Here is an 18250-nt window from a genome sequence, read left to right on the forward strand (position 1 = left end):
ATTGATAATTAGATGTATAAGTCTTAATTTATGAAGAAGTGAAGTTTCCAGTTTCCTATTGTTTATTCCAATATTTAGAAACCTGACCTTTTGAGAGTCCTGTAACCTCAACTACAGATTTTTGAGATGCATTATTCTTTTTTGCTAACTTTATTAAACTTTTGAGTGGAGGCTCATCGCTCACTTTGTTTAAGCTTATTATGGCTTTAAAATTTAATTGATAAAACTCAATTAATTCGATTGCGAAAGTCACATCTCGTCTCTCAACGCTTCTCTTAAAAGTGCTCTCTTTAGCATTTCTCATTAGAAAGCATATAATAGATAGCTTATGGAGGTATATCATTAATTTCGAATAATACTCCTTTATAGGTGACTCACTTTGCTCTTTACGATCAAGTAATGTCTGAGAGTAGGAGCGAAGAAGATCCACCGCACTATCGGTCATTAATAACCTTCGCTCTTTTATCGTTTCATCAGTCTGTTCGCTCTGGAGCTTATACTCTAATAAATTCGTCACTGCTCTACTATAATTTTCGATAATATCCTTAGACATTGTGTTACTTGAGATGGTCGTATTACGTGTTATCTGCGTTGTAAACAAAAGCCTGTCGATAAAACCTGAAGCAACCAAAGAATCATTATGTAAATCATTTATGAATTGATTCTGTATTCCTCCAATGAGCGTTACATAACCAGACTCAATCCTGAAGCTTTCAGTCGTCTTTCTTGAAATATCAATAACATTGTTCGTAAAACCTTCCAAAAAAAACACAAGCCATTCTATACCGTCTCTACTGTTTGGGTTTATCATCTTTTGAATGATCGGCCGTACTTCATCATAATAAACACCAACACCACTTAAGTTTTGATAGTGAATGTGCTGTGCTTTTTCAATAGTAGCGTTTTGAATCAGTCAAACACGAAGATTTAAGAGTAAAGATTTCTTATAAAAGTTTGAAAATTAAGGATAATTATTTCACAATTGAAGTGGATTTAAGACCACTAAAAGACAAAGGACTTTTAAAAACAGTAGAAAAAGAATGCAAGTTTAATCATCTAAAACCAGAGTTGAGTAAAATAGAAGAAAAGGTTTTTGCCATAAAAACCTATCATCCTAGTAAAAAAGAGAAAATAAATTTAACTCAGTTTATTTCCCACAAACTTGTTGAGGATGGTTTCATAGAAATCTTCAATAAATTAAACGATATTCTGACTAAAGAAAAGCCTAAATCTTCACACTCATAATCACATTCTGGGCATTCATAACATGTCCCATTATGGTAAGCGTCTTCACTGTGGCATTTTGGACATTCTGTATTAAAACTCACAATTTATTTATTGTGTTATTTATTTAAAAGCTCTGCATTAATTATAGCTTTTTAGTTTATTAATATTAAGTTGTTCTTTTATTCTGATTAACTCCCAATCCAAGCATTATTTTCAATTAACCTTTAGCTTCAAGTCCAGATTGATCAAGTTTAATACAAATCCAAGTTTAAAAAAAACATTCATCCAACATACTCTGTATAAAGGTCTGTTACTTTATAATAAGAAAAGTTGAATGGTTCATCCTCTAAAGTTTCAGCCCTGCCAGAAAATATGATTGTATGATCTATCTGAAGTAGCTCAATGTCATTTTCAGGTTCTTCAAATAAAGGGTTTAATTCAAAATCACCTTCACCTTCAAACTCAATGATAATTCCTTTATCATTTAAACCCTGAACACTGTAATTCCTTAATTGGAGATGAGTTAGATTATGACGCTTATAAGATTGATCAATAGATGAAGCATAGGATGAAATAGATTTTAAAAGGGAGGTTTCTTCAATTTGCTCAGATAATCCTTTTATGACTTCATTACTATTGAACTGAATAACTTCAATAATCTTTAGAAGGCAACTTAATGCAATTTCAACATTACTTTCTGTTGCATAAGTTTCTTTTAATAAAAAGCTGTCAGGGAGTGAGGTCAAAGATTTCAAGGTTTCCATCTCTTTTGAAATAATTGAAATAACCTCATCAAGCTTTAAACTATAAGCTGTTGTATTGACAAAGGCTGAGTCTGGAAGCCCGCCTTGTATTGCATATTTTACTACAGAGGATATTGAAATTTCTTCATGAGTTTCAGTAAACCAAACGCATGACTTTATTTTTTCCTGGTGCGCTATTGAATTCAAAAAAGATGAACTAATGCTTTCAAGCGAAAGAAGAAAATAGAGATAGTTTAAATTATTCTTCCGATTTTTAAAATCCTCGTAAGCTAATTTCAAAATGTCTTCCTGGTAAGAATACGGAAGTTGTTTTTGGATTTGCTTGTAAAGTAGGTCAATCAAAATCTTATTTTTTTTTTGAGTTCAATCCTAAAATGCTCCAATCGATTTAATCAAGAATGGCTTTTAGCTGTAAAGGATGAAATTAAGTGAGTTTTTGTATCAAAAAACACATCAACAGCTCGCATAGGAAAAGATTTCAAATTGTATAATTCGAAAAAAGGAACCTCACTTGTAGAATCCGCTTCATAGGATTGAAAGTGTAACGCATGAGCTGTAAAGTTTAAAATATTACCAAATTCAAAGCTTATTTTATTTAGCTCTTTAGGCGCATACTGATTCCTAATGATAAAACAAAGCTCATACCTGTTCCCCAGATGAAGTAACAACTCCCCTACTCTTTGAAGATGTAACTGTCTGGATGAATCTTCAGACCCCTCTAAGTTGACAGAAAGTATATCGTCGATATAAATGACCTGTGGGTTATGTTTATCCTTTAGATATTTGACATGATTTTCAAAATGCAGACTGTCGTGAAAATAACTATGATCGATAAAGTTGTCATTGTTTTTGAGTTGAACTAAAGCTGAATTATAATTTAAGTCCTCATCATGAGCTGAAAGTGTATTTAATAAATTAGAAAAAATATAATTCTTCTTGGCTTCTTCCATAAAGCTAACACATTTCAGATGCTTTGGAATCAATAAATTAAAGATCAAGTGCTGATAAATTTCAGAAGATAGATCTTGGTTAGAATTGATCATCATGACTTGTCCATGGCATAACTCCCAGGAATATTCCCCAAAATTCAATTTGGCAAAGCTTCTGGGATCTTTATCGCCAGCAAATTCTTTAATAGCTTCATTGACTATTGAACGAGAATCTTTCAAATTAAGATCCTGTTGCTGTTTTAATAGCTCTATCAACGATTTAAATACATCTTCAACACAAACTACATGATTAAGGAGTAAGGACATCTCTTTGCTTAAGAGCACTAAATCCACTTTTTCAAGATTTGTATCCTGAAAACAAAGGGATAGCTTTTCATTAAGGTCTTTAATTTGATGAATTGAGTTGGTTTTCATTTTAAATTTTATTGATGATTTGAGGCTTTTCATGTTATCTATACCTTAATTCTGAAAGCTTATTGGAGTAACGTATCTTATAATGAGTTCAGCTTTTGAGCAGCTTCAGTCAATTTGTAGTTTTATACTAGAAATAAGCTATCATATTTAGAAAACTTAGTTCTAATCTTAAATTTAAAAAATTATTTACTTTGAAAATTTTCTTACAGCTGTAAGAATATCCTTAACGTAGGTCTCCTCTTTAAAAGGATACATTGGATGATAAGCACTTATAAATAAAGTTCCTTGATGATTTGTAGCTTTACAACTTCCAAAATCATCAAACTCAAGATCAAAGTCATTCTGAAAAAATTTAAATGTGCCTCCGAATATTATAATATTTGGACTAAACTCTTTGATTTGATTATGAAGCAGTGTTTTCGAAAACTCGTAATACGTCTGAATTTCTTTATGATTAGCTGATGAACCACCTCCAGTTTTTTTAATATTTATATATGCTATTTTTTTTAGATTGTCTATGACTTCAGGTTTATAAGATGGGTGATATAGTTCGTCATTCCATGATAAATTATTCAGTATAGCATTTGTAACGTAAATAATTTTTTTAAAAGTTGAACTCCAACCTTTAAAAATTCCTGTATCTGTCTTTAATTTATTTTTTATGTGTTCTCGCATATCCCATGAATTGTTTTCTCCAGAGCTATTTGCTTCTTTAAGAACCCATAATATTTTAATATCAGATTCTTGATAGTCCTTTTCACTTACAACACCGTCAAAAATTGGTGCACGTCTATGATGCTTTGCGATTTTTTCTATTTCTGTATTAAAATTATTCATACTCATAGTCTACAATTTGATAATTTAATTTTGTCATTTTTGATAATTAGGCACTTAGTCATACATATTAAAAACCTCCTCAGCGTTCAAAGTCATTCGCTTGCGCAACTGTTCGGGTTGCATAACTTCAACATCATCTCCAAAAGATCGCAATTCCATAAAAAAATCATGAGTGATGTACAATTGAAGTGAGATCCTGAATTCTTCTTCATTATCGATTAAGACTTCTTGTGTATGATGAAGCGGCAAGGTCTTGATGTACTTCCCCTGAAAAGGTGTAAACGACAAAACTATCTTTTCTGGCGATTTCGCATTAGGCCCAACGACACCAAAACAATATTTGAAATGGGTATTGACACTAAAATCTAAAGGCTTCTCAAATTTGGCTTTGGTAATCTCTAAATCTGATAATCGATCAAGGCCGAAACTTTTAGTCAAACCGTCCTTACGGTCTTTGGCAATCACATACCAGCGGTTTTTAAATTCTTTTAAGGCATAAGGTCCAACCTGACGCTCCGTAACATGATCTTCCCAAAATTTTTGGTGATTAAATCTGATCAGCATTTGATTTTTAATCGCATGGAGTAACCCATAAAGATGTTCGGTTCCCTGGGGTTTCCTATTTTCGAAATGAATATGGTCCGAGAGTCGGTCTGAGACATTGAGAGCATTAAAAATATCAAAAGCTTCCAGCACTCTACCTTTCACATCTGGCTCCTCTTCAAAATCTATGTAGTATTTTTTTAAAGAGAAATCATATTTGATGTCGATATTAAAAATAGAACTGATATCCTTAAGATCCCGCTGAAAGGTCCGCTTAGATATATTGAAGTCGTAGTCCTGCAACTCAGACTCCAGGGCCAACTTGTCCTGAATTTCCTTAAAGGTGGATGGTCGTTTTCTAATGTAGTTGACGATGATATTGTATCTGTTGATAGATTCTTTCTTTGACATGCTGTTTATGCTTTACTAAAACCGATTTCTACACGTTTATGCGCTAATGTTTCTTCAGAACAAAACATGAGCAAGTTCTCTAAGGAAACCTGTTCACCGTGAATGATTTCATTGATTTCACTTTTACGAATAATGTTATCGATCTGTCCGCCCGAAAAGTTAAACTTTTCTGCCAGAACGTTACACTCCTTTTTGGATAAATTCGGTAATTTCAGTTTCCAGATCTCTGCTCGCACTTCACTTGATGGTGGATTGAACAGAATTTTAAATAAGAACCGTCTTTCGAATGCAGAATCCAGATTATTAGCCAGGTTGGTCGTGGCGATAAGTATGCCTTGAAAATTTTCAAATTCTTCCAATAAAATATTTTGGATTGCATTTTCTGTTTGCCTGGTATTTGAGTTTCCTGACGATGTACGTTTCGAGATGATAGCATCAGCTTCATTCAAGAATAATATTGGAGTTTCATCACTCTCATTCATGAAGTCTGTATAATCGGTGAATATTTTTTTAATCACTTTTTCACTTTCTCCAAACCATTTGGATTTAGACTGGCTGATGTCCACTTTCATGATTTCACGATTGGTTTCTTTTGCTATTTGCTTCACCACTTCTGTTTTCCCAGTCCCTGGAGCACCGTGAAGTAATGATATTATTCCTTGAGGCAGGTTCTTCTCTTTGAGTCGGGTTTGGGTCGTTCTAAATTGAAAAGGTTGTAACACATCCTTTAATAGATAAAGTTGCTTCATTTCCGATGGACTATAAATTAATTTGCGCTCGGGTATGTCTGAAGGCGAAAGGATGTTGTCCTTATTTTTTTTATTGTTTTGGAATACTGTAATACCACAGTCCTTTAGCATGGTATTGGATACAGAACTTAATTTCATTTCAGTATCATTGATGAAATTGGAGGAAATTAATTCTATAAGCTTATGGTTCAAAAGTGAATTTTTACCAACTAACAAGTCCTGCATGTAATTCACTCTATCGGTTGACTTATCATAAAATCCCTCCAGAGCCCTGTCTACATCGCAGGATTCTCGACCTGTTATAGTTTTCCATATCAGATAGAAATATAAAACTTTATCAATGAGGCTAAGCTCAAAATTTTCTAACTTTTGAAGAAGTTTAAAATCTTTATGCTCTTCCAGTAAATCACCAACAAGTTTAAAGAGCTGAAAGCTATTGATTTCTTTTTCGTCCCGTTTCCTACCCAGTTCATAGATTTCTTGCAGGAACTCAAAAATATCTGTGATTTTACTCTTCACCTCTGGTATTGGTTCATCATTAAGAATGGCTTCACAAATACTTTCATCTATAGTGAATTGATCATTCGCCCCAGCCACTTTAACCCTATGTCTGGATAATCTTTTATTAAAAATGCCTATTGAATGCAGATGAGTAAAATCTTTGTTAAACTCCAAAAGTTTCATAGGATTACAGCCAAAGTACCCAATCATATCATTCAGGTCTACCGTGTCCCCTTTGTAATTTAAAGTGAACACTATTGCGATAAAAAAAGACTGACTTTTGGACGTACCGAAGTGTTCTGATAAAATATTTAATTCAGTATTAAGTTCATCAAAAAAAGAATCCCTGAGTTTGCAATCTTCAGCCTTTTCGTAAACTTTTCCAATGCAATCCAGTAGCTTAAATTTTTCTCTTACCTCCATATGTTTTTTTATTTTGAACAAAAGTAACTGGAGAGTCGGCCAAATCGTGTCGTAGTCTAACTATTTTTAAGAATTAATAGTCAAGTATTTTTTGAAACTACAAAAGCGGAATTTTGAAGACTAAGTATAGGTGCCTAAACCAGGTTGGTTCAGATACCTTCTAGCCATTCCTTTTGAGAGAAATTAATAGTGGAAATATCTGTTTATTGAAAAAACTGAAACCTCTTTTATTGGCAGATCAAAGGAGTTGAATTATGATTTTTTTGAAAGTTCTTCAAAGTAAGGTCCCCATTCTGATAGGTCTGTTTCAGGGTAAAGAAATTTAATACTTTCAAGTGTAATTTTAGCGAAATCATTTTTGATGTTTTGAACCACATGCTTCCCTAAAGTTTTAAGCTCTTCTTTAGAGAGTGTGTAGTCTTTCATTAGAAAATGACTGTGATGCGAATTTTTCTCACCAGTTTTGTAAATACTCAAATCAAATCCTTTATTTTTTAGGTTTGTTTTTAGCTGGGTCTCTTTTTGAATGTCTTCTCCGTAGAGTTCAAGTATGAGTGTATATTTAAAATGGCCTGCCAGTAAATCAGCCGTAATTAAAGTAAGGTAAGTACTGAGTTCATTGGGTGCATCCCAAAATATCTTATGGTTTACACTATTGCCGTAATTATACCAGTTTAGTTCGTTTGCTATAACATTAAATTGAGCATTTAGAAATTCATGAGCCGCAGCCTCAGTATCTTTTATTTGTATAACTTTTTCGGCATTTTCGAAATAAAATTCAGCAGTTTCATTCATTTTGTAGGATTTTGTTAGCTGTTTAATGGTATTGATAAAGTCAGTGATATACATTAGATATTTCCAGTCGATATCAATCAGATCTGGATGAGCTCTGATTTTCTGCATCCACTCCTGATGAGTAATGTTGATATAAAGGTCACTTACATGGGTTGGTATGTCATGAGCTTCCAAAGTCAAAAGTATACCTATTTTAGAATCTACATCACCTTCTACACTATCCCAGTAATCAAGTAAATCATTATGTACATGGTGATAAATTTTATTTTCAATAATAACTTTATGACCAGAATTCCTATCTTCTTTAAGCATATCTATCCTGCCATTTTTGTTTGTCGACACTTCAGTTGAAGTGAAAGAATAGAAGAGTTCTAATTTGCGTTCGGTTTTTTATTTAATAATTTCTACAAGGCTTGAAAGAAATAAAATTTTTACGTCTTTATTATTAGAATTCATAAAGTGAGCGTAAACTACACTATTGGTATTTTCGTGATGCGCTTTGCCTGCTATTTCAAGGAAACCGATTTGGGTTTTTTCTTCAGGAATATTTGTATTGTAAAGAAAATCTTGTAATTCATTGAGGTTCATATGTAGGCTTCCCCATAAATGTAGGCTTCCACATAAATCTTTGGGAAATAAATCCCCTAAAGAATATATGCCCAGATTTGATGAAGAATTTAAATTCTTCATCAAATCTGACTTAAATAATAATTATTTATCGAACTTTAAGGTGTCCTAAAAAGGGGAAGCCTACAGCTTTTTTTTCAAAATATCCGTTAGAACATTCCATTCTTCTTTTAATTCTTGAAACAATTTAAAGTATGCCTCTTTGTTTTTTGAAATAATTTCTTTTTCAATATTAATTAGAAGTTCTGAAAATATTCCCCACCTTAGATTCAGTGAAGTTCCTTTTAATGAGTGAGCAATTGTTTCAGCTTTTTTAAAATCAGGCTTACTAAGTTCTATCTCCAAATCAGAAAGTTTCTTTTCTACATCTTCAATAGCATTAGGTATTAAGAACTCTAAAGTTTCTAAGTCATCACCTAATTGATAAAGAAGCTCTTTTCGATCAAAATGTTTCAAATCTTTTGCTGAAAATTCATTCTCATTTTGAGTCTTTATTTGTCTGTTTCCATTTATCAAATATTTGTTTAGAATGGATTCTAACTTACTTGTTTCAATGGGTTTAGTTAAAAAATCATCCATTCCGCTATTAAGCGCCTTATCTTTTTTATCTATCGAAGCTCCAGCAGTAAGGCCCACAACAATTGTTCTTTTAATATTTTTCTTTGACTCATATTCTCGTAATTTAGAAGTAGCTTCATTACCGTCCATTTCTGGCATTTGAACATCCATAAATACAAGATCTGGTTTTAGAGAAATAATTTTGTCTAGTGCTACTTTTCCGTTCTCAGCCTTAATTAATTCAACATTTGGAATAACACGTTTAATAAGGGAAGAAGCTAAAAGCATATTGTTCAAATTATCTTCCACTATAAGGACTCTAAAAGATGAATAGTTAACGACATTTGATTTTTCTTTTTTTATTACTTTTTTGATCTTATTATCAACATTTTCTTGAAAATTGCCTTGATGAATACTTGAAAGACAATTTAACAACTCATCCTGTTTTAGTGGTTTTATGAGTTTGAAGAATATTCCAAGTTCTTTGCTTTTTTTTTCTATTTCTGAATCGTCAGTAAGAGAATGCAAAAGAATAATGGGCGACTTTTGTGGAGGTAATTTTAGCTTTTCCCTGATCATTTTTACAGTTTCCAAACCATTTAAATATGACATTTGGTATTCACAAAAGATTACATCAAATGCCTCGTTATTTTCGATTACTTTAAGTGATTCAAAACCATTATCACAAGTTATAGACTTTATGTTCCATGCCTTAAGAATATCTTCTATAATAGTTTTGCTGTTTTGATTGTCACCAATAATAAGGCATCTTTTGATATTACTTATGTCAATCGCTTTTATTGTTTCGTTGTCTCTAAGTTCAGTTTCTAGAGTAAAATAAAACTCGCTGCCTTCATCCTCAATAGATTTAACTTCTAGTTTTCCTCCCATTTTTTGAACAAGTTGGTCTGAAATTACCAATCCAAGTCCTGTTCCTCCATACTTACGCGTAGTAGAACTATCTGCTTGAGAAAATGCTTTGAACAGCTTCTCTTTTTGAGCATCTGAAATACCAATGCCTGTGTCAAAAACTGAAAATTGTATTTGGCCAAAATCCCCCTCTCTTTCAAGCAGGGATAGTTTTAGCTCAACCACTCCTTTCTCTGTGAATTTTAAAGCGTTGCTTAATAAATTAGTAAGTATTTGACGTATCCTAATAGGATCAAGCAAAGCAAACTTTGGTATTTTAGGATCAATACTAATTTTAAGCTTTATATCTTTATTACGGGCCAGAGGTTTTACCAAACCCGCTGTCTGCTCAACCAAATCGATTATATCAGTTTCAATTACTTCAATATCTAGTTTACCTGCTTCTATTTTTGAAAAATCAAGTATGTCATTAATAATACTCAAAAGACCTAAGCCACTATCATGAATAGTATCAACGTATTGTTTTTGTATTTTGTTGAGTTTAGTACTCTTCAATAATTCTGAGAATCCTATCACACAGTTCATTGGAGTGCGAATTTCATGAGACATGTTGGCTAAAAATTCAGATTTAGCTTTATTCGCCCTTTGAGCATCTTCCTTAATTTCTATTAAGTGTTTTTCAAGTACTTTTCTACTGTTTAGATTAGCAATCATCCCAGCAAAAACATTTAACAACTTCTTGTCTTGTTCTGAGAAAGAATGTTTAGACCTTACATAATCGAATCCAACATATCCTGTGCACTGCCTCTCAATCATCATCGGAACTGTAATAATGCTTTTTATACCTTGTGGTTCTAATACTTTTTTGATGTTGTCATTAGCAGGCAATTGCATTACATCTTCAATATATACTTGAATACCATTTTTATGAGCCTGTATCATACCAGACTTACTTTCATTGGGTATATCTTGTAAATTCTCAATCTGGGGATCAATGTTTTTATTACACCACTCATAAGTGTTACTACGGAGATTCTTTTCCCAATCAAAATTAAAAACATAAGCTCTGTCTGCTGAAACGAATTCTCCAAGCTCTTTTAAAGAACGATTAATTGTGGCATCCACCAAATTAAGAGGTACATTGATATAATTTGATGCACTCTTCATTAAAAGCGATTGCATCTCATTAAGCTTTTTTAGTTTGTCTGAAGCTAACTCCTGATCTGTTACATCAGTAATCACTCCAAATAGTTTCGTCATTTTTCCATTTTGAAAATTAGGATGTCCAATCGAACGCACCCACTTTTCATTACCTTTAGCCGATATAAACTTACATTTTACGTCATAAGAAATTCCTTCAGAAATTGATTTAGAAATAGCATCTGTGATTACTTTTCTGTAGTCAGGATGATAAAAATTAATATCCTTTTCTTTATTGTGATCGAATATTTTTTCAACTTCATAAATTGAATACACTTCGTTACTCCAGATGGTTTGACCTGTTTCAATGTCCAATTCCCAAGACCCCGTTTTATTGATTTTCTCTGCCTCTTCGAGTATCGTATTAGTCCTTAACAGATTGTCTTTTGTTTTTTCCCTATCTGTTATGTCCATTACAGAGCCGTGCATTTTATATGGCTTACCATTTTCATTAAAAGTAACTTTCCCCCTGGCTTTTACTATTCTGACTTCATTATCAGTTGGTCTGATTAAGCGGTGTTTTATATTATAAGGTGCAATATTTTTTAAAGCATTATCGAAGGCATTTTCAATTTTTTCTCTGTCATCAGGGTGAGAGATGAACATCATTTCATCTTTGCTCATCGTCTCATTTCCTCCAGTAATCTTTTGCCAGCCATCTGAGGTTGTAAATTTATTCTCAGGTATAAGAAATTCAAAGCTTCCGGTCTCTGTTAACTCTTCGGATTCCTTAAGTATTGTATTAAATTTAATTAACTCTTGCTCATTTTTTTTGAATTCTGTGATGTCAATATGAGCGCCTAATACTCGCACAGCTTTTCCATTTTTATCACGTATTGCTTTTCCCCGAGCGTAAATCCAAACAGTAGAACCGTTCTTGTGTGTATATCTTATTGTTTGCTCGTAGGGAATTAATGGGTTTTCACAATGTTGCCTAACTCTTTCCATTGCAATCTTTAGATCATCCAGATTTATTATATTCTGCCAAGCACTTTGTTTATGTGGCATTTCATCTGGACTATAACCCAATATTTCCCAAAATTTTGGGCTCATCCATTCTTCGTCAGGATTATCCAGATCCCAGTACCAAATACCATCTAATTGTGCCTCCTGGATAAAATCAAAAATGCTTTCATCAGTTTTTATTAGTTCGTAAAGCTCTTTTTTGAGATAATTATTGTCTTTCATATTACACCTCTAGCATTTTTTGAAAAATATTATCAAATAAAGTTAAATCTTTTTTAAAAACTATTCTTCGGAAAGATTACTTCAAATCAAAATTCGTTTGATTTAATGTTTACACATAGAATTAAGAATCGGTAGCTAAAGATAAATTCAGTTTGTTTTTTGAGCTTATTAGTTTGTCAAAAAACGAATAAAACCTAGTGAGTATAAGTTTATATTCTAATTCGTGGGATTCTCTTTCAAAAAATATATTAGTGTTGAGACACTTGTTTATCGAAACTAATCATAGACTGACGATTTTTATAGTCCTGGATTTTAGAGAAAATAAAAGCAATGTCTTTTTAAATGGGCGTTGTATGCAATAAATGAAAGCCTTAGTTTTGAAGGATAATTTAAAATAATGGAGACTACATAGATTTATGTTTTATCCTTTTACATAGCCTAGAAGAATATGATACTTATAGACCACCCGTATATTTCAGATTTTCTACTTAGAACAATTAAGGAAAATAATTTTGAAATTGTTTCTACTCAGGAAGCAAGATCATTGATCCGAGATGATGCTATGAATTGGATTTCTGAGCATGAAGCAAAGCATAAACTGCTCAACACTGCAAATCCTCTTCTTTATACCAATTCTGAAAATTCGTTGAAATGGATTTTCGATAATCTAAAAGGAACTGACTTACCTGACCAGATCAAATTATTTAAGGACAAATTCAAATTTAGAGAACTGATCCAGGATATCTTCCCTGATTTTATATTTAGGAAAATCAAAATCGATGAAATCCAAAGCCTTGATATCGATGCCTTAAAACTACCCTTTGTTATTAAGCCTTCCTTAGGTTTTTTCAGCATTGGAGTTCAGATTATTCATACCAAATCTGACTGGCATTTTGCTCAAAAAAAATTGACCTATGATAATCTAAAGAGCATTTATCCAAAAGAGGTGATGGATGCATCTACTTTTATCATAGAAGAATACATAGAAGGAGAAGAATTTGCCATCGATGCCTATTTTAATAACGAAGGAGGAGTCGTTGTTCTCAATATTATGCACCATGTGTTTTCGTCTAGAACAGATGTTAGTGATAGGCTCTACTCGACTTCTCAAAATATCATTCGCAGTTACAAAGAAAGTATTGAAAAGTTTTTAAGTCCCATAGGTGATAAAGCTGGTTTGAAAAACTTTCCCTTACATCTGGAGGTGAGAATTGATGAACGAGGAACCATAAGACCTATTGAAATCAATCCACTACGCTTTGGAGGCTGGTGTACGACAGCAGACCTTTCCTGGTATGCTTTTAAATTCAATTCATACCAGTATTTCATTCAGAATAAGAAACCTGATTGGGATGAAATATTTAAAGACAAAAAAGATGAGATCCATAGTATTGTTTTACTAAACAATAATTCAGGTATCAAGCCTTCTGAAATCTGTTATTTTGATTTTGAAAAGCTTCAACAAGATTTAGAACATATTCTAGTCATCAGAGAATTAGATTATAATAAATATCCTGCATTTGGGATCGTATTTACTGAGACCAGTCAAGACAATAAAAAAGAACTAAAAGAGATTCTAAACTCTGATTTGGGAAAGTATATAAGACAATAATAGATAGACACTAAATGTTAGAAATTAGAAATAAAATGGCTTGATATCAAACCTCCAGCTCATCAAACTCTACTCTTTCCATGATTTCTTCCACATCAGGATTTTCTTTGGAACTAAAGAAATCGGTGCTTGCGGGATAATAATCCAGTTATTACTAAAGCATATTCAACAGCCTTCTAACCAAAATAGCCTCAGGAAATAGAATTTATCAATCTGAATTAATAAGTAATTACTGACTTCTATTTTATTATAGCCAAAAACTGAATAGATATTGATATTTATCTGGCCTTCTAGATAAAACAACTACTAAACTATATGAAATTACTGTTCACTTCACTATGCAATTTGTGATTGGAAAATTATGAAATACTAACTTTCGCCTTTAGAGTTAAACATGTAGCGAAATCAACTATAGGAAAAAACCCTATTACATAATAATTCCCTTATAATTTAAATTTTTATGAGTGATCAGCAGATTAATAAAGTCACCACAAAAAAACAAAATTTAGTACTATCAGAAAATCCTGTATTGCGATACTTAAGCTTTGCGGGTTTGTATTTGGGGCAAGGAATTCCAGATGGAATGATCTTTTATGCCATACCAGCGTGGTTAGCGATGAATGATAAAACCCCAGTGGAGATAGCCAGTTTTGTGGCGGTTATTGGTGTCCCTTGGAGCTTTAAAATTCTAATTGCACCTTTAATGGATCGCTACACCATATTATCCATGGGACGAAAACGTCCTTGGGTTATTTTTGGACAGTTGGGTCTTATTCTCAGTTTTTTATCTATGAGTTTTGTTGCAGACCCTCTAAACAATTTGTCCGGACTCATGATTGTCGGTTTTTTCATTAGCTTTTTTGGTGCTTTTCAAGATGTAGCTACTGACGGTATGGCCATAGACGTGGTGCCTGTTAAAGAACAAGCTCGAGCTAATGGTTTGATGTGGGGTACCAAAATTATAGGGACTTCATTATCTCTTCTTATTGGAACAGCCTTAATAAATTTGTTGGGTTTATCAACAGCAGTCGCTTTGTTGTCAATAGCGGTGGCCTTCATTATTCTCATTCCTATTTTTTTTAGAGAACGTGAAGGTGAAAAAATAATGCCATGGACTAAAGGTAAAGCCTCAGATACTTCCAAAGAAACACAGCTCACAAATTGGAGGCAAATTTTTAAAAGTCTTTTGAAAGTCGTGCTATTACCATCAACTTTAGTAATGATAATGGCTACTTTTTGTTTTGGTATTATGTATGGATATATCGATACGCTTTTACCCATTTTTACAGTACAAGAGCTGGGCTGGAGCAATACCGAATATTCGCAGGTATTTTCTATAACCACCATAGTGGGCGGTTTATTAGGAATGTCTGTTGGTGGTGTATTAATAGATTTCTTTGGGAATAAACGGGTGATTACTATTTACTTCTCTATTACATTACTACTGATTATGAGCATGGGGCTTATTTCTGAATTCTGGGAAAACGATAAAATTATTTTTGGATTTATTATGATCTATTATTTATTCTACACCTTTATTACTATTGGCATATTTTCAACTTCTATGAAATTGTGCTGGCCTGTGATAGCAGCCACTCAATTCACACTTTTTATGACATTTTCAAATTTAGGAAGAGCCGTTGGAGCTTGGCTTTTAGGCACTTTAAAAGGCCTTATGTCATGGGAATATGTTTTTCTGTGCATTGCTATTTCACCTCTCATATCCATTATTTTTTTAAGCTTTATAAACTTTAAAAAACAAAAACAAGCCATCGAAAAATTTGAAATCGATTAACCATTCAAATTTATATAATAGGAACACACTCTATAACTTCAAGAATACTACTTACTCAAATCAAAACTTGAAGAAGCTTACTGAAGAAAGACGAAACATCAATAAAAAATTACAGATCAGGATAAAAGAGCTTTTCTGAGGAAGTTGTTTTATTAATAGCCTATTTAGTGATTGATATTTTGCCGAGTCAAACTATTACGATAAAAAAAGGGGAATAATTAGAATCCCTATGTCAACGCTACACATCTGAAACTAGAGATCAATTCTTTCCCTATGCTGAGATGAAGAGGGCCTTAAAAACCAAATTGTCATCTCTCATAGTGTTAACCATAAATTTAGTTACACTTTTACAGCTAACGGTCATTTTGGGTTTAGAATCATTTTTATAACTCACAATCACGTCCTGGTTTTTTTTGACCTGAACAGATGTCTCTTATGGATAACTTTTATAAAGGTCTGGATATTATAAAATTTAGCAAGTCATTTTGATGAGACTTTCTGTATTTGCAATGTATAGCTCTAAAATCAGCTCAATACTCTACCGTTTCTACAAAAAATTGCTTCAAAATTTTTCCTTACAAATTTGGAATATTATTTAAGAGGTTTAGCACAGTTTCTAGTTTATATTCATACTATTTATTTCCTATTCATTCCACAAATCAGGAATAAGTTCATACCCAGTAGCGCCTAAAGGTTTTTGATCATAGGCTTGCAATTTTTCTGTATGAACATCATACAATCGCTTTGCTGTTTTTTTAATCGCTTTAACCATATGTGGATAAGGACGATCGGTTACATCTATAATGCCGCAATTATAATTTTCGCCATCATAACTTCTTCCTGTTAAGTCCTGATCAGCCCACTGAAAATACCCTACACCGATTAAGCCAGGATGACTAAAAGCCTGCTCCGTATAGTGTCTGTAAGCAACACACCGCTCCTCCTGATTTTTGACTTGTACCAAAGCCTGAGCCATTCCTCTATTGACAGTCCCAGTGTGATATTCCCCTATAAGCATTGGTAAACCTGTAACTTCACTAATCCTATCCATCGTTTCTCTTGGAGGAACAACTTCATAGGCATTAAAACTAAACACATCGAAAACGTCTTTGCACATTTTTAGAATCTCGTTCTCCGGAACTTCTCCAAATCGAATTCCTAAGGTGAGGTGATTGGGATCGTATATTCTTACCGAAGCTTCTACGGTTTGGAGAAATATTTTAAACGTATTAAAAATAAAGGCTTTACGTCTTTCTAAGGTATCCCCTTCAGTTAGATGGTTTATCAAAGCTTGTTTTATAGGCTTATCATCATTTTCGGCCAGAATCAAATCACATAATCTAGATTCCTGACCTAACCATGAGGGCTCATTTCCGGTAAAATAGCCTATCAACCATTTATTATCCTTGTAGGGAGAAACTGTCTTCTTAACTGCCTCTTCAATTTTCATTTGAAAGTCGGAAGCATACACATCCACGAGTCCCATTACCCCTTCATCTATACCAAGACCAGAAAGTTGCAGCATAAATGGTTTTAGATTCATGTCTATCACCTTTTTGCTACTCCAGTTGGCTATGGTATTAAGCCCCCAGCTAGACATTCTCTCAATGATCATTTCTCGGGATTTGGTAGGATATTCATCTCCAAAGCGACGATGCAAGTTCCAGGTTCCAAAAGAAACTGTATTAGGCTTTTCGGAATCGTAACCCATACCTTCCGGAGGTAGTTTCTTGATGAAACCAGACCGTTCGCGCTTATCCAGTCTATTCACCTGACCTCCATTTCCTGGAGATACACAATCTACACCAAGGGACAAAAACTGATAACCTTCAGGATCGACAAACCACCATTTGCCATTCACCTTTTGTGTTCTAAAAAAACCTGTGCTTTCTACTTTCGCATTCAGATAGCCTCCAAATTTAGAATAATTAAAATCCTCTCTTTCACTTAAGCCTTCTTCTTCGGTTTTCCAGGCAGTTTCTAGCTGTTCCAAGGATTTGATTTTCTCTTCAAAGTCCAGGAGATTAGATTGACCAAATTCGTCTACGATAGATGTTACTCCAAGATATTCGTCACCAGGATCTTCTTTGTGTAAACTTATGGACCGCAACTCAAATGACGGGTTTCCAATTGGTACATGCATCCTAATTCCAATAGTATCTACCCCTTTGAGAGGTCCACGACCTCCACCTAAATTAAACCAACCGGTATAGCGTGGCTTATTCATAGTTCCGGCAATATCGTTTGCTGCATCTGGAAGCTGAGTATAATACTTTAATGGAATCGCTAGTTTAATCCAGCCTCCAGGTGCATAACTCATGACTCGAAGATCGTTATATCCCGCATCTGAAGTAAAACCAACCTGGAATCGTTGCGAAGTGCTTATCATCATTTCAAGTAGCACAAAATTATAATCACTCCAGTCAGTTTCAAGTTTGGGATTTATATCTTTTAATGCAAATTTTTCTCCCGAAACTGTTTTAGTACTATCAAATTGAACTTTAAATGCTTTGTCAACAGATTCATCACATCCTGAGAATGAAATGCCAACCACAATGAAGACGAAGGCAGGTAATAAGAAGTTAATCTTGAGTGCGTATTTAATCTTATTCATAAGCTTATTTTATTCTATATGATTCAGTGTTTGACTTCAAAATTATTTACAGACAATTCGAAATGCACTTAAAATTTTTTCGCTTTCAGTTTCGCATGATATTTTTTACGAGAACGAAAATGCCTCTCTCACTTAATTAAAGCAGACAAGATGGGTTTTTATTGTACTTTAG

At 33.3% G+C, this 18250-nt stretch carries 13 protein-coding genes; 3 read left to right on the plus strand and 10 right to left on the minus strand.

The window, feature by feature from the left end:
• Positions 1-55 precede the first annotated feature (55 nt).
• Complete coding sequence (locus tag LB449_RS07895; protein ID WP_224454883.1) at positions 56-913, minus strand: DUF3987 domain-containing protein; 858 nt, start codon at positions 911-913, stop codon at positions 56-58.
• Between the two features lie 41 nt (positions 914-954).
• Between LB449_RS07895 and LB449_RS07900 the strand changes: the two genes are divergently transcribed.
• Positions 955-1245, plus strand: coding sequence for a hypothetical protein (locus LB449_RS07900; protein WP_224454554.1), 291 nt, complete (start codon positions 955-957; stop codon positions 1243-1245).
• Between the two features lie 263 nt (positions 1246-1508).
• Here LB449_RS07900 and LB449_RS07905 read toward each other — a convergent pair whose 3' ends face one another.
• The 8 genes from LB449_RS07905 to LB449_RS07940 all read right to left on the minus strand — a co-directional run bounded on the left by LB449_RS07905 (position 1509) and on the right by LB449_RS07940 (position 12057).
• Positions 1509-2333: a pPIWI-associating nuclease domain-containing protein gene (locus tag LB449_RS07905; protein WP_224454555.1), complete on the minus strand. Its 825-nt coding sequence runs from the start codon at positions 2331-2333 to the stop codon at positions 1509-1511.
• Positions 2334-2383: 50 nt separating this feature from the next.
• Positions 2384-3355, minus strand: a complete 972-nt coding sequence (locus LB449_RS07910; RefSeq protein ID WP_224454556.1) for a hypothetical protein — start codon at positions 3353-3355, stop codon at positions 2384-2386.
• 186 nt (positions 3356-3541) lie between these two features.
• Positions 3542-4198 carry a hypothetical protein gene (locus LB449_RS07915; protein WP_224454557.1) on the minus strand — a complete coding sequence of 219 codons (657 nt, stop codon included), beginning with the start codon at positions 4196-4198 and terminating at the stop codon, positions 3542-3544.
• Positions 4199-4246: 48 nt separating this feature from the next.
• Complete coding sequence (locus LB449_RS07920; protein ID WP_224454558.1) at positions 4247-5146, minus strand: helix-turn-helix transcriptional regulator; 900 nt, start codon at positions 5144-5146, stop codon at positions 4247-4249.
• Positions 5147-5151: 5 nt separating this feature from the next.
• On the minus strand, positions 5152-6819 hold the full coding sequence (locus LB449_RS07925; protein ID WP_224454559.1) for an ATP-binding protein: 1668 nt from the start codon (positions 6817-6819) through the stop codon (positions 5152-5154).
• 252 nt (positions 6820-7071) lie between these two features.
• On the minus strand, positions 7072-7926 hold the full coding sequence (locus LB449_RS07930; protein ID WP_224454560.1) for a hypothetical protein: 855 nt from the start codon (positions 7924-7926) through the stop codon (positions 7072-7074).
• A 78-nt stretch (positions 7927-8004) separates the two neighbouring features.
• A complete protein-coding gene (locus tag LB449_RS07935; RefSeq protein WP_224454561.1) occupies positions 8005-8304 on the minus strand; it encodes a hypothetical protein in 300 nt (99 codons plus the stop codon).
• Positions 8305-8364: 60 nt separating this feature from the next.
• Entirely contained in the window at positions 8365-12057 is a 3693-nt protein-coding gene (locus LB449_RS07940) for a PAS domain-containing protein (protein ID WP_224454562.1), read from the minus strand.
• 448 nt (positions 12058-12505) lie between these two features.
• Between LB449_RS07940 and LB449_RS07945 the strand changes: the two genes are divergently transcribed.
• Both LB449_RS07945 and LB449_RS07950 read left to right on the plus strand, forming a co-directional pair.
• Entirely contained in the window at positions 12506-13669 is a 1164-nt protein-coding gene (locus tag LB449_RS07945; RefSeq protein ID WP_224454563.1) for an ATP-grasp domain-containing protein, read from the plus strand.
• A 460-nt stretch (positions 13670-14129) separates the two neighbouring features.
• On the plus strand, positions 14130-15464 hold the full coding sequence (locus LB449_RS07950) for an MFS transporter (protein WP_224454564.1): 1335 nt from the start codon (positions 14130-14132) through the stop codon (positions 15462-15464).
• A gap of 643 nt (positions 15465-16107) precedes the next feature.
• Here the strand turns inward: LB449_RS07950 and LB449_RS07955 are convergent.
• Positions 16108-18078, minus strand: coding sequence for a hypothetical protein (locus LB449_RS07955; protein ID WP_224454565.1), 1971 nt, complete (start codon positions 18076-18078; stop codon positions 16108-16110).
• Positions 18079-18250: the final 172 nt, after the last annotated feature.

Origin of the sequence: Psychroflexus lacisalsi (assembly GCF_020164495.1) — a bacterium.
GTDB classification, from domain to species: domain Bacteria; phylum Bacteroidota; class Bacteroidia; order Flavobacteriales; family Flavobacteriaceae; genus Psychroflexus; species Psychroflexus lacisalsi.